At 53.8% G+C, this 17044-nt stretch carries 12 protein-coding genes; 5 read left to right on the plus strand and 7 right to left on the minus strand.

The window, feature by feature from the left end; translation table 11 throughout:
- The first annotated feature begins 3 nt into the window (after positions 1-3).
- The 3 genes from I2D83_RS12470 to I2D83_RS12480 all read left to right on the plus strand — a co-directional run bounded on the left by I2D83_RS12470 (position 4) and on the right by I2D83_RS12480 (position 8436).
- Positions 4-7458 carry a hemagglutinin repeat-containing protein gene (locus I2D83_RS12470; protein WP_241007220.1) on the plus strand — a complete coding sequence of 2485 codons (7455 nt, stop codon included), beginning with the start codon at positions 4-6 and terminating at the stop codon, positions 7456-7458.
- The gene (locus I2D83_RS12475; protein ID WP_180778008.1) at positions 7455-7820 is read left to right on the plus strand and encodes a hypothetical protein; all 366 of its coding nucleotides are present in this window, start codon (positions 7455-7457) and stop codon (positions 7818-7820) included. The genes I2D83_RS12470 and I2D83_RS12475 overlap by 4 nt, the downstream gene beginning before the upstream one ends.
- Before the next feature lie 61 nt (positions 7821-7881).
- Entirely contained in the window at positions 7882-8436 is a 555-nt protein-coding gene (locus I2D83_RS12480) for a hypothetical protein (protein WP_225182457.1), read from the plus strand.
- Positions 8437-8528: 92 nt separating this feature from the next.
- Here the strand turns inward: I2D83_RS12480 and pspC are convergent, their stop codons facing one another.
- The 3 genes from pspC to pspA all read right to left on the minus strand — a co-directional run bounded on the left by pspC (position 8529) and on the right by pspA (position 9863).
- Positions 8529-8894: an envelope stress response membrane protein PspC gene (pspC, locus tag I2D83_RS12485; RefSeq protein WP_015840550.1), complete on the minus strand. Its 366-nt coding sequence runs from the start codon at positions 8892-8894 to the stop codon at positions 8529-8531.
- Positions 8894-9118 (minus strand): envelope stress response membrane protein PspB, encoded by a 225-nt coding sequence (pspB, locus tag I2D83_RS12490; protein WP_010276759.1) that lies wholly within the window; start codon positions 9116-9118, stop codon positions 8894-8896. The genes pspC and pspB overlap by 1 nt, the downstream gene beginning before the upstream one ends.
- Before the next feature lie 79 nt (positions 9119-9197).
- Positions 9198-9863, minus strand: a complete 666-nt coding sequence (gene pspA / locus I2D83_RS12495; protein ID WP_010276756.1) for a phage shock protein PspA — start codon at positions 9861-9863, stop codon at positions 9198-9200.
- Between the two features lie 225 nt (positions 9864-10088).
- Here pspA and pspF point away from each other — a divergent pair, with 225 nt between their 5' ends.
- Complete coding sequence (pspF, locus tag I2D83_RS12500; RefSeq protein ID WP_205946620.1) at positions 10089-11075, plus strand: phage shock protein operon transcriptional activator; 987 nt, start codon at positions 10089-10091, stop codon at positions 11073-11075.
- Positions 11076-11146: 71 nt separating this feature from the next.
- On the opposite strand, the gene I2D83_RS12505 is transcribed toward pspF, so the two are convergent.
- Both I2D83_RS12505 and I2D83_RS12510 read right to left on the minus strand, forming a co-directional pair.
- Positions 11147-12664, minus strand: a complete 1518-nt coding sequence (locus I2D83_RS12505) for a cellulase family glycosylhydrolase (protein ID WP_205946621.1) — start codon at positions 12662-12664, stop codon at positions 11147-11149.
- 350 nt (positions 12665-13014) lie between these two features.
- Positions 13015-14691 (minus strand): 2-isopropylmalate synthase, encoded by a 1677-nt coding sequence (locus I2D83_RS12510; RefSeq protein WP_205946622.1) that lies wholly within the window; start codon positions 14689-14691, stop codon positions 13015-13017.
- A 273-nt stretch (positions 14692-14964) separates the two neighbouring features.
- On the opposite strand from I2D83_RS12510, the gene I2D83_RS12515 reads away from it, so the two are divergent.
- The gene (locus I2D83_RS12515; RefSeq protein WP_205946623.1) at positions 14965-15777 is read left to right on the plus strand and encodes an AraC family transcriptional regulator; all 813 of its coding nucleotides are present in this window, start codon (positions 14965-14967) and stop codon (positions 15775-15777) included.
- A gap of 243 nt (positions 15778-16020) precedes the next feature.
- Here the strand turns inward: I2D83_RS12515 and I2D83_RS12520 are convergent, their stop codons facing one another.
- Entirely contained in the window at positions 16021-16509 is a 489-nt protein-coding gene (locus I2D83_RS12520) for an RES family NAD+ phosphorylase (protein WP_040032173.1), read from the minus strand.
- Entirely contained in the window at positions 16506-16946 is a 441-nt protein-coding gene (locus tag I2D83_RS12525) for an antitoxin Xre/MbcA/ParS toxin-binding domain-containing protein (RefSeq protein WP_015840556.1), read from the minus strand. The genes I2D83_RS12520 and I2D83_RS12525 overlap by 4 nt, the downstream gene beginning before the upstream one ends.
- Positions 16947-17044: the final 98 nt, after the last annotated feature.

Genomic DNA, 17044 nt, shown 5'->3' on the forward strand with positions numbered 1-17044 from the left:
TTCGTGAATAAGAACCTCTATCGCATCATTTTCAACAAGGCTCGCGGCCTGTTAATGGTGGTTTCCGAAATCAACCGCGGCCAGGGTAAAAGCAGCGCCAACGGCGTCGGCCATACGCTGAGCCAGCTGATTGGCAGCATGAAGCCCGCCGCCTTCCTGACCATGACCGCACTCGGCCTGGTCACGCTCGCGCCACAGGCACTGGCAGCCGGAATTGTCGCCGACAAGAGCGCCCCGGGCGGCCAGCAGCCGAATGTGATGCAGAGCGCCAACGGCACGCCGCAGGTCAATATCCAAACGCCGAGCGCCGGTGGTGTTTCGCATAACAAATACACCCAGTTTGACGTCGATAACAAAGGCGCAATCCTTAATAACTCGCACAAACAGGTGCAGACCCAGATGGGTGGCTGGGTGGCGGGTAACCCATGGCTGGCGAAAGGCGAAGCCAAAATTATTCTTAACGAGGTCAACTCGCGCGACCCGAGCAAGCTGAACGGCTATGTCGAAGTGGCAGGTCGTAAGGCGCAGGTGGTCATCGCCAACCCGGCGGGCATCAGCTGCGACGGCTGTGGCTTTATTAACGCCAATCGCGCCACTCTGACCACCGGCACGCCGCAGATGACCAACGGTGAACTGCGCGGTTACCGCGTGGGCAATGGTGAAATCGTGGTGGAAGGTGCTGGCATGGACAGCAGCCGTCAGGATTACACCGACCTGATTGCCCGCACCGTGAAGGTCAATGCCGGTATCTGGGCGAAAGATGTGACCCTCACCACCGGCAAAAACGAGGTGGCCGCCGATAACAGCACCGCCACAGCCAGCAGCACGACGGACAACGACGTCAAGCCGACGTTGGCGATCGACGTCGCCCAGTTGGGTGGTATGTATGCCGGTAAAATCCGCCTGGTGGCGACCGAGCAAGGGGTCGGCGTCAGCAACAAAGGGACTCTTGGCAGTCAGGCGGGCGACATCACCATTAACGCCAATGGCGATATCGTCAACAGCGGTACGGTCAATGCCGGTCAGGATCTGCTGCTGGGCGGTAAAAAAGTTGACAACAGCGGCACCCTGTTTGCCCAGCGCGATCAGAGCACGACCGCCAGCGACGCGGTGACGAATACCGGCCTTATCGCCGCCAAAGGCAACACCCGTGTGCGCGGCGCCAGCATCCACAACAGCAAAGGCGCGGCCATTGCCGCCGGGATGAAAACCGATGGCACGCTGGCCGATAGCGGCAATCTGACACTCGCCAGTGACGGTAAACTGACCAGCAAAGGTCAGGCGTTGGCCGGTGGCGATCTGAACGCCAGCGCCAGCCAGATTGATCTCAGCGGCAGCGATACCGCCGCGCATCACGCTACTCTGACCAGTAGCAGCGATATCATCACCGACGACGCGCAGCTGCTGGCGAGCGGCGATTTGAAACTCTCCGCCGCCGGTAAACTTAGCAACGATCGCGGCGTGATTAACGCCAATACGCTGCAGGTCAGCACGCCGGTTATCAGTAACCGCGGTGGCCAGTTACTGCAGAGCGGCGAGAGCGATCTGCAACTCAGCATTAACAGCATTGATAACCAGAATGGCCGCATCGCCGCCAATGCAAAAAAATTCAGCGTACAGAGCGCCAGCCTGAATAACCAGAGCGGCACGATTATGGCGGCCGGTTCCGGCTCGCTGGATGTTGCAGCCAACAGTGGACTGAATAACCAGAACGGTACGCTGGCCGCCGCCAGCGATCTGGCGATCGCCACTCCGGTGCTGAATAACAATCAAGGACAGATCTCCGCCAATAAGCAGTTGACGCTCGAGCAGCAAAACAGCAGCGCCCTCGCCCGCACCGCAGCCACCAGCAGCGATCTGCGTATCAGCAATGAAGGTGGCCGTCTGGTGGCAGGTCAGCAGTTGATCTTCCGCGGTCGCGAGATTAATGGCAGCGGTGAAATTCTGTCGCTTGGCGATATGGATCTCAGCTTCGCCGACGGCTTCAGCAACACCGGCAAAACGCTGGCGAACGGCGATCTGACGCTGAATGTTAACAACAGCCTGATCAACACGGCGCTGCTTGGCGCAGGCGGTAAGCTGAATGTGCAGGCCAGCAACATCGACAACCAGACCACTGGCGAACTGAGTTCCCAGCAGACCACGCTGAACGCCAGCGATACGCTGAACAACCGCGGCCTGATCGACGGCGTGCTGACCCGTATCAACGCCAGCACCGTCAACAATGTCGGCACCGGCCGTATTTATGGCGACGGACTGGCGATCGGCGCAACGACGTTGAATAACCTGGCGGAAAATAACAGCAACGCCACCATCGCGGCGCGTCAGCGTCTGGATCTGGGCATCGGTACGCTGAATAACCGCGACCACTCCCTGATCTACAGCAATGGTGATATGGCCATCGGCGGCGCGCTGGATGCGGACGCGCTGGCGACCGGCAAGGCTGGCGAAATTAACAACCACAGTTCGACTATCGAATCTGTGGGCAATATGGCGCTGAGCTTCACCGCGCTGAACAATATCAATGACAACTTCGTCACCAGTATGGTGCAGTTGTCCCAGCAGCAGAAAGAGGAGTACATGGTGGTGGACCTGAGGAATGGCGTCCACTACAGCCCTGACGACTACAACATCAGCTTCTACAAAGATGAAGTGCGCCATATCTGTATCGAAGGCGTGGTGTGTGGTCGCGACCATTACTATCAGTACAGCTATACCAAGACCATCAGCGAAGAGCAGATCACCCAGAGCGACCCGGCGAAAATCATCGCGGGTGGTCAGATTTCACTCTCCGGCGATAAGCTGCTGAACGACAAGAGCCAGATTATTGCCGGTGGCACCCTGCTGACGGCGGTGAAGGAACTGGTGAATACCGAAGTCACTGGCCAGAAACTGACGGAAAAAGTCGGTCAGGTCATCGAATGGGATCGTATCCATAAAAAAGGCAAAGACAGCCAGAAAGCACGCGCTTCAGCCTATACACCGCCAACGGAAATTCAGTCCATCAGCCTCAGCCCGAGCGTGATGAAGGAGAATACCCAGGCAACCAGCAGCGCACCATCGCTGGCTGAGTATGCCACGCAGCGCGTGGAAGTGGCCGGACAGAACACTGATGTGATTCGTTCCATGACGCCGGATGCTTCCCTGCCAACCGGCAGCCTGTTCACCACCCTGCCGGATGCCACCAGCAGCTATCTGATCGAAACCGACCCGCGCTTCACCAATCAGAGAACCTGGCTGAGCTCCGACTATATGCTGAGCCAGTTGCAGACCGATCCGTCGATCACGCAAAAACGCCTCGGCGATGGTTTCTATGAACAACGTCTGGTGCGCGAGCAGATCGTTGAGCTGGTCGGCCAGCGCTATCTCGCCGACTACACCAGCGATGAAGAGCAGTATAAGGGGCTGATGGAAGCGGGCGTCAGCTTCGCGAAGACATTCAACCTGGTGCCGGGCGTGGCGCTCACTGCCGAACAGATGAAACAGATCACCCAGGATATGGTGTGGCTGGTTGCGCAGGATGTGAAGATGCCGAATGGCACGACTCAGCGCGTGCTGGTACCGCAGGTATATGCACAGGTGCAGCAAGGCGATATGGACGGCAGCGGTGCGTTGCTGGCCGGTAAGAACGTTAGCATTGGCATCAGCGGCGGCATGCTGAACAGCGGACGCATCAGCGCCACACAGCTGGTTACTGTTTCCGGCGACGATATCGTTAACGTCGGCGGCATTATTGCTGGTAAATCCGTGTCGCTGCAGGCGACCAACGATATCACTAACACTGGCGGCACGGTGCGTGCCACCGATACCCTGCTAGCGCAGGCCGGGCGCGATATCACCGTTGCCAGCGAGACTAACCACGCGGAAAGTCAGAACGGCAGTAACCGCTTCAGCCGCGACAATATCGACCGAGTGGCAGGCATGTATGTGCAGGGTGACGATGGCAAACTGCTGCTGCAGGCAGGCCGAGATGTCAATCTGCAGGCCGCGCAGGTGGTCAGCTCCGGTGAAAACAGCCAGACGCAGATCGCTGCTAACCGCGATATCAATATGACCACCGTTACCACCGGCAGCAGCGACAAGGTGGTGTGGGATAAAGATAACCACGTCACGCAGACGCTGACTCAGGTACAAGGCAGTGAAGTCACCAGCGACGGCAATATCTCGCTGAATGCCGGCAATAATATTAACGCACAAGCGGCAAAACTGAATGCCGATCGGCAGCTTGCACTGACCGCCACCAATGATATCAACCTCGGCAGCGCCAGCAGCCAGGAATATCTGGATATGAATTCGAAGGTGAAAGGTTCCGGCTTCCTGTCGAAACGCACCACTACCACCCGCGCCGGTTACGATGCCACGCTGGCAAACGGCAGCAGTCTGGGCGGGGAAAATATCTCCGTCAGCGCGGGTAACAACCTGAATATCACCGGCAGCGATGTGGCGGCGGATCGGGATCTGGCGCTGCGTGCCGGTAATGACCTCAATGTCACGGCGGCAGAAGAGAGCCGCGACAGCTGGTCGATGAAAAAAACCACCAAGTCAGGCCTGATGAGCAGCGGCGGCATTGGCTTCTTTGTCGGTTCGATTAAAGAGAGTTCAACCTCCGATACTGTGGCGCTGACCCACAACAACAGCACGCTGGGCAGCGTCGATGGCGATACCAGTCTGGTAGCGGGTAATAATATCGCCGTGCAGGGCTCCGATGTGATCGCCGGTAACGACATCAATATGGTGGCGAACAATATCACCATTGATGCTGCGAATAACCAGAGCACCACCGATACCACTTACGAGCGTAAACAGACGGGTCTGACGCTGGCGCTGTCCGGCGCGATCGGCAGCGCTATTAATGCCGCTTACACCAGCGCGAAAGCCGCCGATGAGCAGCAGGATGGCCGTATGGCATCGCTGCAAAAGCTGAAATCAGGTCTGGCAGGCGTACAGGCCGCTCAGGCAGCGGTACTGGCAGCACAGAGCACTACCGATCAGAACGCCATTGGCGTCAGCCTGTCGCTGAGCACCTCGAAGTCGAAGAGCGAGAGCCACAGTGAAGCGGTTAACGCTTCCGGCAGTACCGTGCAGGCGGGCAACAATATCAACTTGGTAGCGACCGGTTCAGAGAATGGCACCGATGGCGATCTGACGATTGGCGGCAGCCAGTTGAAAGCGGGTAACGATGTGCTGCTGTCAGCGAACCGCGATATCAACCTGCTGTCGGCGCAGAATACCCAACTGCAGACCGGTAAAAACAGCAGCAGCGGTGGCGGCATCGGCGTGAGCATCGGCGCTGGTCAGGGCGGCGCGGGGATCAGTGTGTTTGCTAACGCCAGTAAAGGTTCCGGTAACGAAAATGGCGATGGCCTGACGCATACCGAAACCACCGTCGACGCCGGTAATAAGCTGACGGTTAACAGCGGACGTGACACCACCCTGCGCGGCGCACAGCTGAGCGCCGACCAGGTGGTGGCGAATGTCGGCCGTAACCTGACGCTTCAAAGTGAGCAGGACGTTAATAACTACGACTCGAAGCAGAAGAACAGCTCAGCAGGTGCCAGCTTTACCTTTGGCAGCATGACTGGCAGCGTCAGCGCCAACGTAGCGAAAGATAAGATCCACAGCACCTATAACAGTGTGCAGGAGCAGACCGGTATCTTCGCCGGTGATGGCGGCTTCGATATCACTGTCGGTAACCACACACAGCTGGATGGCGCAGTGATTGGCAGCACCGCCAGCGAAGATAAAAACCGTCTCGACACCGGCACGCTGGGCTTCAGCAATATCGACAACAGTGCCGAGTTTGAGGTGTCGCACAGCAGCGTCGGCATCAGCACTGGCGGACTGGGTGCACAGGATCTGCTGAAAAATGCCGTACAGAATCTGGCGGCCAATGGTCTGGGAGCGGATGGCAGCGATGGGAATGCTTCCGGTACGACTTATGCCGCCGTTTCGCCGGGATCGCTGATTATCCGTGACAAGGCGAACCAGCAGCAGGATGTCAGCGAACTGAGCCGCGATGTTGAGCATGCGAATCAAAGCATCAGCCCAATCTTTGATAAGGCGAAGGAACAGCAGCGTCTGAGCCAGTTGCGGTTAATTGGCGACGTTGTTAATCAGGGCGTGAATATCACCCTTACCCAAGGGCAGATCATGGCGAACAGTGCTGGGATCGAAGCTGCGGGTGAGTGGGATAAGACGAAAGAGACGCGCAAAGAGTACTGGGACCGCGTGCAGAATACTGCGGCTTATAAAGATATCAGCGAGCAGTATAAGGCAGGCGGCGACCTGGAAAAAGGTATTCGTGCCGCAGCGGCTGCCATCACTGCACTAGCGGGTGGTGATCCACTGAAAGCGCTGGCTCAGGGCGCTGCACCTTACATGGCGGGTGTGGTTAAAGACATGACTGTCGGGTTTGATGAAAATCCTACAGCCGGGCAAATTGCAGCGAACGCGATTGGCCATGCAGTGCTGGGTGGCGTGATCGCTGAACTATCCGGTGGTAATGCCACTGCCGGCGCAGTTGGCGCAGCAGCCGGCGAACTTGCAGCGCGCGCAATCAAAGACTATCTCTACCCGGATACCGCAACTGCTGATTTGGCCGATAGCGATAAGAGTAAGATCAGTAACCTGGCATCGCTGGCGGCAATGCTGGCAGGCGGCGTAGCAAGCGACTCTTCTGCTGGTGCGGTGAGTGGCCATGATGCTGGCAAAAATGCAGTGGATAATAACTATCTGACCGTGAAGCAGATCGATGACTGGGTCGCTGAAGTCAAATCCTGCCAGGCTAAGGGCGGCGATTGCGGCCCTATTATGAAGAAATATCAGCAACTCAGCATCGTGCAGCAGGAGCAGCTGATGAGCGACTGCGCTAACGATCCAGATAGTTGTCAGGCTAAATATGGCAGTGTTCTTGCCAATAGTCTGGCGGTTAAGCAGGCAATTGACCGGGCAATGGGCGAAGACCTTCCCTGGAGTATGAGTTATGATTTATCTGCTCTATGGATGCATCAGATGGATGCCGATGGTGTCGTTTCCAGTAACTTCGTATCGGAAAATCTGCGAGCTAAATATGGTCTGGATCAGGTACAGGCTGACCTGATTGCAAGTGCCGCACTGGGTGCCATTACTGGCGTAGGTAAAGCAAAGTACCAGCCAAATAAGGGTGCGGTTGGTAATATGGGAGAATTTTTCAAGCAGTCAGGCTTTGGCGGCCAGATGAAGACTAGCTCGCAAAAAACCAACCAAATATTTCAGGGACAAAGTGTTTATCAGGCGAAAGGAACTGTCGGCGACCATATTGCTAAAGGTGACAAGTACTACCTTGATGGCCTCCACAAAGATCATATTGAAGTTTTTGACAGCAAAGGAAAAGTCAAAGCAGTTCTGAACCTGGATGGCTCTTACAACGATTCGAAAACAGCTAGTGCGATTAAAGAAGGACGGAGGCTGCCTAAATGATAAATGATCTCTTTTTTGAGTTAATGAAGAACAATTTCATCGCGGTATTGAAGAAAAAAAACACATCTTCTATCGAAATAGATGACCTGTCGATTGACTACAATGGGCAACTGAATGAACAATTCCTGAATCAATTAAATTTTCTGAAAGTTCATACTGACTTACTACAAAAAGCCAGTACTGAACATGATGAACTGGCAATGCAATCAGCTTTGCTGAAGTTAAGGAGTCACGCAATGACTCTCTCAAGTTTCTTCGAGGCCATAGCTGAAGATAGTGAGGTGTTATTGAAAATGAATAGCTGGCCTGAGATCCCTGAAGGTTATCAATTACCAGCGCATTATGGTTTACCAGGGAAATAATACCTAAAACCGCTAAGATGTTACGATAAGGCAAGGACGCCTTATTTATAAGGAACATAAAGTGAAAAATATCTTAAAATTTAAACTTGCTATTCTTGCATCTTTGAGCTCTGCCTGCTCCATAATGCCAAATAATGATTTTTTTGTCCCCGCCTCTCAAGACGCTGATTCAGCATGGGTTCGTATTATAGACAATACTGAACAAACCAGCATTTACCAGACCCTAAATGGCAAACGCACTGGCGGTCTTATTCGTTCCAGTGAATGGGTTTTACAAAACACCCAGGATCGCGGAATGCCAAAAGTATCCGGAGAAAAATACGATATCGACTACTACGAAACACCATTAGTAGCAGGCGTTGAAACCGCGATAGTCAACGTTTATGTTGAAAGTAAATACTCATGCCTGATCACCACTCGCTTTATTCCAGAAAAAGGCAAAAATTATCAGTTCCAGTTGGAAGCCGATACCTTGAATTACCAGTGTCGCGCGCATGCCAGCGAAATCGTGAAGGACAGTAATGGTCAGTGGAAACTGGTACCGCTACAGAATGTGCGCTACAGCGCGAAAGAAGGAAATGGCTGGCACCCGATGCATAGTGGGATCGGATCATAGAGATTGCAGCGAAAAAGCAGCGTGACGTTATCCACTCTCGACACAAGTCGTACGGTGGATAACGTCAGCGAAAGCGTATAACTGATGACAAATTACAGGTGACGAAAGCGGTTCTGAACGCCAAACGTATCCGAGGTGACATAGCGCTCAATGCTGCGCAGGCGCTGTTCGCTGGCCTGCAATGTCGCATCCGCCTCATTCAGCAGTTGGCTGGGTGTGCGGGCCGTTTTTTCATCCTCAAATCCCATTCCCGCCGGAGCCGGATCGAGCATAAACGTCAGAATGATGTAAGCCACGATAGTGAAAAAGAACAGGCCGAAAAACATCGACAGCACCACGATTATCCGCAGGAGCTTCACCGGCACGTCAAAATAACGCGCTAAACCAGCACAAACCCCTTTCAGCATGCCTTCTTCCGGTATGCGGTATAACGTTTTACCTGACCACGTATTTTTCATTACGATTTTCTCCAGTCCGGGTGTTCTGCATCCAGAATATCTTCCAGCGCTCTGATACGCTCACGCATGCGGTTGGACTCTTCCGTTAAGCGTGTCAGACGTTGCATATCGTTTTGTCCCAGTTGAGCACTGTTTTTACGCTGGCTGTAATGTAGCCAAAGCCATATCGGCGCCACAAACAACATGAAAATGGTCAGCGGAATGGCAAGAAACAACGCACTCATTGTGTCTCCTTAGTTATTATTCGCACGCGGGTGGCTGCCGTTTTCTAACGACAGCCATCCGATGGCATCTACGCGTTTATTACTCTGCTGGCTTAACTTTAGCTTTAAGCGCCGCCAACTGCGCGCTGATTTCATCGTCCGCTTTCAGCTCGGCAAACTGCTGATCCAGCGATTTTTGTTTCCCCAGACCGTGGCTCTCCGCTTCCGCTTCCATCGTGTCGATGCGGCGTTCAAACTGATCGAAACGCGCCATCGCTTCGTCCAGCTTACCGCTGTCCAACTGGCGGCGCACATCACGCGACGATGCCGCAGCCTGATGACGCAGCGTCAGTGCCTGCTGGCGAGCGCGGGTTTCGCTTAATTTATTTTCCAGCTCACCGATTTCACGTTTCATGCGCTCCAGCGTTTCATCTACGCTTTCGGCTTCATGCTGCAACACCGCAATCAGGTCGGTCAGCTTCTGCTTTTCAATCAGCGCCGCACGAGCCAAATCGTCTTTGTCTTTACGCAGCGCCAGCTCGGCTTTTTCCTGCCACTGATCTTGCTGACCATGCGCTTGTTCAATACGGCGGGCAATCTGTTTCTTTTCTGCCAACGCCCGCGCTGAGGTTGAACGCACTTCAACCAGCGTATCTTCCATTTCCTGAATCATCAGCCGCACCAATTTCTGCGGATCTTCAGCTTTATCCAGCAATGAATTGATGTTGGCGTTCACGATGTCGGCAAAACGAGAAAAAATACCCATAATTACATCCTCTTCATGATTTCCAGCGTCTGATTACGCCTGATTTATCACCGTGACCAGCCGAGCCAGTCGCGATCTCCCTATAGGTATATCAATAAGCATGCCAACTTTTAATTTCCGTTAACTAATTGAAAATTAAGGAGTAGATAATTTTGACTATTTTTCTCTTTTCGTTAGATTAGTCAAATACGCTAACAGTTAGTAAAAATAACACGGTGGAACATCATGCTTCAGGAAAAAGAGAATCTGCTGGGCGAGGCCAACAGCTTTTTAGAGGTACTGGAACAGGTGTCACAGTTGGCACAGTTGAATAAGCCGGTGCTGGTAATCGGCGAACGCGGTACGGGTAAAGAGCTGATTGCCAGCCGCCTGCACTACCTTTCCCCCCGTTGGCAAGGGCCATTCGTTTCTCTGAACTGTGCGGCACTCAACGAGAACCTGCTCGACTCCGAGCTATTTGGTCATGAAGCTGGTGCCTTTACCGGCGCGCAGAAACGCCATCTGGGACGCTTCGAGCGCGCCGACGGCGGAACACTATTTTTGGATGAGCTAGCCACCGCGCCGATGCTGGTGCAGGAAAAATTACTGCGGGTGATCGAATACGGCATGCTGGAGCGCGTCGGCGGCAGAGATCAGCTACAGGTTGATGTGCGGCTGGTGTGTGCGACCAATGACGACTTGCCTGCACTTGCCGCCAGCGGTAAATTCCGTGCCGACCTGCTTGACCGTCTGGCCTTTGACGTTGTGCAGCTTCCGCCGCTGCGCGAACGCCAGCAGGACATCATGCTGCTGGCCGATCACTTTGCGATTCAGATGTGCCGCGAATTACATCTGCCGCTGTTTCCCGGTTTCACGCCCGCCGCGCGCCAGACGCTGCTGAATTACGGTTGGCCAGGCAATATCCGCGAGCTGAAAAACGTCGTTGAGCGCTCGGTGTATCGTCACGGCGACAGCGAACAGCCTCTTGATGCCATCATTCTGAATCCCTTCCGTCGGACTCCCGCCATTCAGGAAAAAACACAAGCCACATCTGGTCAGCCGGATTTACCGCTGGATATGAAACCGTGGCTACTGGAACAAGAAAAAAGCTTGATCGATCGGGCATTAACTCAGGCAAAGTTTAACCAGCGTAAAGCCGCTGAACTGTTGGGATTAACCTATCACCAACTGCGTGGATTGCTGAAGAAACACGATATCGCGGTACATGAGTGAGAAACGGGAAAGAAAAAGCGGGCGAATTCACGCCCGCGGAATCAGTAGATTAATAGGTCAGCGACGTGCTATTACGGCTCCACGCCCCATATCAGCTTACCTTTATCGTGTACGGTGATCTTATCCCAGTTGGTGTAGCTCGTGACGTTAGCACCGTATGAATAGTCATTCGTTTCATTCACGTTGCTCCAGTCTCCGGCGTGGATACGCACCTGCACTTCACCGGTTTCTGCACCCGGCTGAAGAGAACCGGCTCCGCTGCTGAAGGTCACAAGAACATAGCGATTGGCTTTATCGGTACTGGCGGCTGGCGTACCTGTGCTGGTCACAATGTTGTTAGGGCCGATATTCGCCCAGTCAACAAAGAGGTTCGCACCCGGTTTGCCATCATCATGGAAGTAGTAGCGCACTTGCAGATCGCTAAGTTTGATCGGCGTACTTCCGGTATTTTTGATGTTGACGGCCATGCGAATCGCATCATCGGAAGGATTGTTATCCACATTACGATATTGCAGTACGATGTCACCCGTGGTTCCGCTACCTGGATTGGTCGGTTCCGTTGGCGTGGTTGGCGTATCGCCACCGCTTAGATTCGCAGCCGCGCGAATCTGTGCTCTGACAAATTTTCCTGACGCCGACAAATTCTGTTCTGTCCAACCGCCAGATTTGCTCGCTCCCGGTGCCAGCGCCGCAGACGCCTCTGATTTATCGGTAAGCGACCAGTTAACCCAGCTCACACCACGGTTGTTCAGGAAATCGATCCAGGTCTGCGATTCAGGCAGGAACGGTCCACCATTGCCGGACGCATCGCTTGTGCCCCACTCGCTGACAAAAATCGCGGCACCGCGGCTTTGTGCATAATCAATGCGATCGCGCAGGAACTGCCCGTGCGTACCCGCATAGAAATGCAGCGCGTACAGCGTATTCGGATCGGGCAGCTGATTATCCGCCGCGTCATGAATATCCTGACTCCAGGTACCCGTGCCAACGATAATCAGATTATCAGGATCTTTACTACGGATAGTTTCAGTCACTTCGAGCGCATAAGGCCGAATTTGCCCGTTCCATGTCACGCCGCCGTTGGGTTCATTGGCGATTTCATAAATCACGTTCGGCGAATTACCGTACAGCCCCGCCATTTCGGCAAAGAAGGTTTTTGCCTGTGCTTTATAAATATTAGGATCGTTATCCGACAAAATGTGCCAGTCGATGATGATGTAGACGCCGAGGCTTTGTGCCGCCGCAACGGCTTCTTTGACCTTATTCGCAAGGGAAGGATTGGAAATATAGCCATCCGCTGCCGTGTACATGGCAACACGGAATACGTTAATCCCCCAGTCATCGCGCAGCCATTTCATCGAATCTTTGTTGACGTAGTCACCAAACCACTGCAAACCGTGCGAACTGACCCCTCTCAGTTGCACCCTTTTCCCCTGTTCGTCCACCAGTCGCCCATTTTCAATGGACAGTTGGCCATGCGTTTCCACCGGTGTGGCGGATAATGCAGAAAAACTGAGCGACATCCCCAGCACCGTTGTTACCACCCCTAACGTCAATTTCCTGACGATTTGATTCCTTCTTATCCACATATTCCTTATCTCCATTGTGAACACCCATGATCTTGGGTATAGGCATGATAAGGGAGATTTTTGTTCCCGCAAACAATTTAGGAAACATCTCAATCATTTTGATTTTATTAATTATTTATAGAGAAATAGTAAGCGTGTTATGTAGTCAGGGTTGATAAGAAGACAGCATGTATACTGGCGCGTGATCCTGATGTCCGTGGCACAACCTTGACGGGGACTCCTACCCTGAATTCCCCAGTCGCAATGATACATCTCCCAACAGGCGTACTTGCAAAAGAACAACAAAGCACCCGATGAGCGTTAATAAGCGATCGGCCTAATCGACCGACCTGCGATCGTGCATACCCGGCTCAACCAGCGGCCTCGTTGACTGTCGGAAATCTGGCCGCGGCACTCAGCACCGCCAGCACCGAAGCAGTGACAATGTTCGGGTGTCGCCCAACACCAAAGCGCGATCCTGATACGCCAGGCCTGACCGCTTCCACGATAGCGAGCGCTACGGCATCCGCCCCTGCTCCCAGGCTGCGTTCCTCGTAGCTGTCGATACGCAATGGCAGTCCCAGTGCCGCCACCGTCGCGGAGATTGGCCCGTTACCTTCCCCCCGGCAATGTCGTGGCTCACCATCAGCATCAATTAACGTTAAATCAATACCTTGCCCTTGAGGATTTTCTGACAGGCGATGCGCGTTGTAGATGAATCCAGGCTGCTCAAAAGCCGGTGCGAGGTAAGTTTGTTCGAAAATCTCCCAGATTCTCTCGCTACTCAGTTCAGTTTCGCTCGCATCAGCCAACGTCTGGACAATAGCGCTAAACTCTACCTGCATACGGCGCGGCATCACGATGCCATGGTCACGTTGCAGTAGAAAGGCAATTCCCCCCTTACCCGACTGACTATTGACGCGGATGATACTGTCATAGTTACGTCCCACATCCTGAGGATCAATGGGCAGATACGGTACGCGCCAGAGCGCATCCGCACGCTGTGTGGCGAAGCCCTTAGCGATAGCGTCCTGATGCGAGCCGGAAAATGCCGTGAAAATAAGATCGCCGACATAAGGATGGCGCGGGTGGATAGGCAGTGCGGTGCAATCTTCCGCCACACGTGCGACAGCGGCAATATCAGAGAAGTCCAGATGCGGTGGGATACCCTGGGTGTACAAATTCAGCGCCATCGTCACCACATCCAGGTTTCCGCTACGTTCACCATTGCCAAACAGACAGCCTTCGACCCGCTGAGCGCCTGCCAGCAGCGCCAGTTCCGCGCAGGCAATGCCGGTGCCGCGATCATTGTGCGGATGAACGGATAGCACAATATGTTCGCGACGTGCCAAGCGTCGGTGCATCCATTCGATCTGATCCGCGAAAACGTTAGGAGTAGATACCTCCACCGTCGTTGGCAGGTTGATGATCATCGGGCGCTGCGGGCCTGCATCCCAGGCTTGAATGGCGGCGTTGCAGACGGTCAGCGAAACCTCAAGTTCAGCCATACAAAAGGTCTCAGGGGAATACTGAAGAACCCACTCTGTTTGAGGATGCTCTGCCGTCAACTGTCTCAGAAGCGCAATAGCGTGTTCGACCTTTTCGATGATCTGCTCAACGCTCATGCCGAACACGATTTCGCGCCAGACCGGCGCAATGGCATTGTAAAAATGGACGATCACACGGCGTGCGCCGGCCACACTGCGCACCGTTTCTTCTATCAGGTCATCACGTAACTGCGTGATAACCATCGGTGTTACATCGTCGGGAATCAAATCGGCATCAATCAAGTGGCGTACAACCTCAAAATCAGTACGCGATGCGGAGGGAAATCCAACCTCTATCTCCTTGAAGCCAATACGCACCAATTCCTGAAACAGATGCAACTTACGTTCGTGGTTCATTGGCTCAAAGAGCGCCTGGTTGCCGTCACGCAGATCCGTGGACAGCCAGACGGGCGCGCGCGTCAACGTGCGCGATGGCCATTGGCGGTCAGCCAAATCAACGGCAGGAAAAGGACGGTATTTTTGAGAAGGATCGGTCAGCATAAAAGCCTCCAGGGGAATCAATAGAACCTGCCCCAGCACAGGAAAAGCGGCTAATTGTGGGGTCAGATGGAATCAGGATAGAGCTGACGCAAATGCATGCGTGCCGACCCCGGCCGAGAGACAATCGTCGTAGCCGCGCGCGAATGATGGCTGAACGGCAATACAGACGCGACGCTCAACGTTGTGATTGCGTTTTCATATTAGGTTTGCACACATCGTCCATCTACATGAAAATAGACATTTCATTGCTTGTTTTGGACAAAGTGAGTCGATATGGGTTTTTCCTCTCCCGGAGACGGCGGGCACGCGCTTGACTTAGACGCAACGGAGGCCTCAACGCAACCTGTCACGGGTGTCGCCATACGCTATCCACAAGGGCATATCGTTCCCATGCACGACCACCGCAGAGGTCATCTGATTTACGCGGACAGTGGCGTTTTACGCGTGGAGACGCCAACCGGACAGTGGCTGGTGCCACCGACATCTGCCGTCTGGTTGCGCCCCGGCGTCCCCCACCGTCTGGTCATCCCGGTTGCCTTACAGGCGCATGGCATTTTCGTGCGCGAGGATATTTGCACGATGCTGCCCACCGTGGATTGTGTGGTGCGAGTATCTGGATTGGCGAGAGAGTTAATCGGTAAGTTGACCGATAGAGACGGCCACGAAAGGACATCGCGCTATACGCAACTGCTCGGAGAACTGCTAATCGAGGAACTGCGCGCCCCTCCGCATCTCCCGTTTTACCTACCCTGGCCTCAGGACGTGCAAATGCAGACGGTTTGCCAGACACTCATGAACGACCCTGGCTATATCGCAACGGCTGATGACTGGGCTGGCAAGTTGGCTGTTAGCGGGAAAACCTTCCATCGTCGCTTTCTGAAAAGCACAGGTATGACGTTCGGCAAGTGGCGCCAGCAATTGCGCCTGATCTCATCATTGACCATGCTGGTGCAAGGCGCGCCCATCATTCAGGTCGCACTGAACAGTGGCTATGACAGCCACAGCGCCTATACGACAGCATTCAGAAAACAATTCGGTCAATCACCTTCGGCATTTGTGGGAGACAAACGTCGAAACACAGAGTGAGTTCGTCGAGGGGAGCCATTTTTCAGGCAAAAAAAAGCCAGCACATAGGCTGGCTAAAATAATACTGGAAGCAATGTGAGCAATGTCGTGCTCTCCTTCAGTGCCTGCGAGAAGCCACTGCCGAAGTGCGAAAGTGATGATAATAGTTATCAGTATCATCTGTAAAGCACTTTGTTGAGAATTTTTCTCATTTCCATACTAACGATAGGGTTCCTGACTGCATTATCGCTACCAATCGCAAGCTTAATGCCCCGTAGGGTTAAACAGCCTATGACTGTAAAAATCCGGGATCGCTTCAATCAGTCGCAGCTGGCTTACCGCCGGATGTAGCGGATTAATCAGCGCATTACGCATGCTGCCAAACGGCTTAACCGTGCTGGTCGGCACCCAAATCACCAGTGATTGCCCCGCATTCAGGCAGCGCGACCCCAGCGCCTGTACGTCAGGCATAAACGGGTAGCGGTGCCAATCCTCAGGCAGCATGTCCAGCGTAATGGACTCTTGCGGGACGTCGTCCGGCAGTTCATACACCCCCAGACGATAGCTGGCAGGCAGCAACTGCGGCGAAGGCAGATAATTACCCATTTCCAACATCGCGACCGCGGGCGTTTCACTAAAATACAGAACCGGCGTGTTGGGCTGATTGAAGCGAGCGCCGTGCAGGAAGCTCACGCCCGTCTGCCCTGAAAATGACTCCAGCCAGATCGCTTTGGTAATGCGGTACAGCCTCATATGAATTCGCCGTATTCGATCCGGCTCAGCGCATTATCAACCAGCTGACGCCCTTTGTGCGTATCCAGCATTTCCGCTGGCGTTTTCCCGCCAAAGGCCGGAATACCGCTCTCCATCCACAGCTGTGCCTTCGCTTCATCTTCAAATGTCGTCATGGCTTTCAGCCATAAACGAAACGTCTCCAGCGCGGCCTCTCCCTGCTCCAGTGTTAAATGCTTACGACGGAACAAACGGGAAATGTTCGAGGGATCGACGGACAGCGCCGAGCCAATTAACTTACGGCTTAGCCCGCTGGCATCCGCACCACGTTTCAGCATCGCGCCGGAAATCCCGCCGCGTACCACACTGACAAACATCAGCGGGTCATGAAACACGCCGTCAGGCAGTTCGGCTTCACGGGCAAAGTTTTCAACTTTAAGACTGATTTCTGCATTCATGGTTACTTCCTCGTCATTATGACTTAACTATAGCATTCATTATGACGTTTTCAATCGTTAGTCTGGTGACTCAACCGGTTGGAAAGTCGCCAGACGCG

Origin of the sequence: Pectobacterium aroidearum (assembly GCF_015689195.1) — a bacterium.
Lineage (GTDB): Bacteria > Pseudomonadota > Gammaproteobacteria > Enterobacterales > Enterobacteriaceae > Pectobacterium > Pectobacterium aroidearum.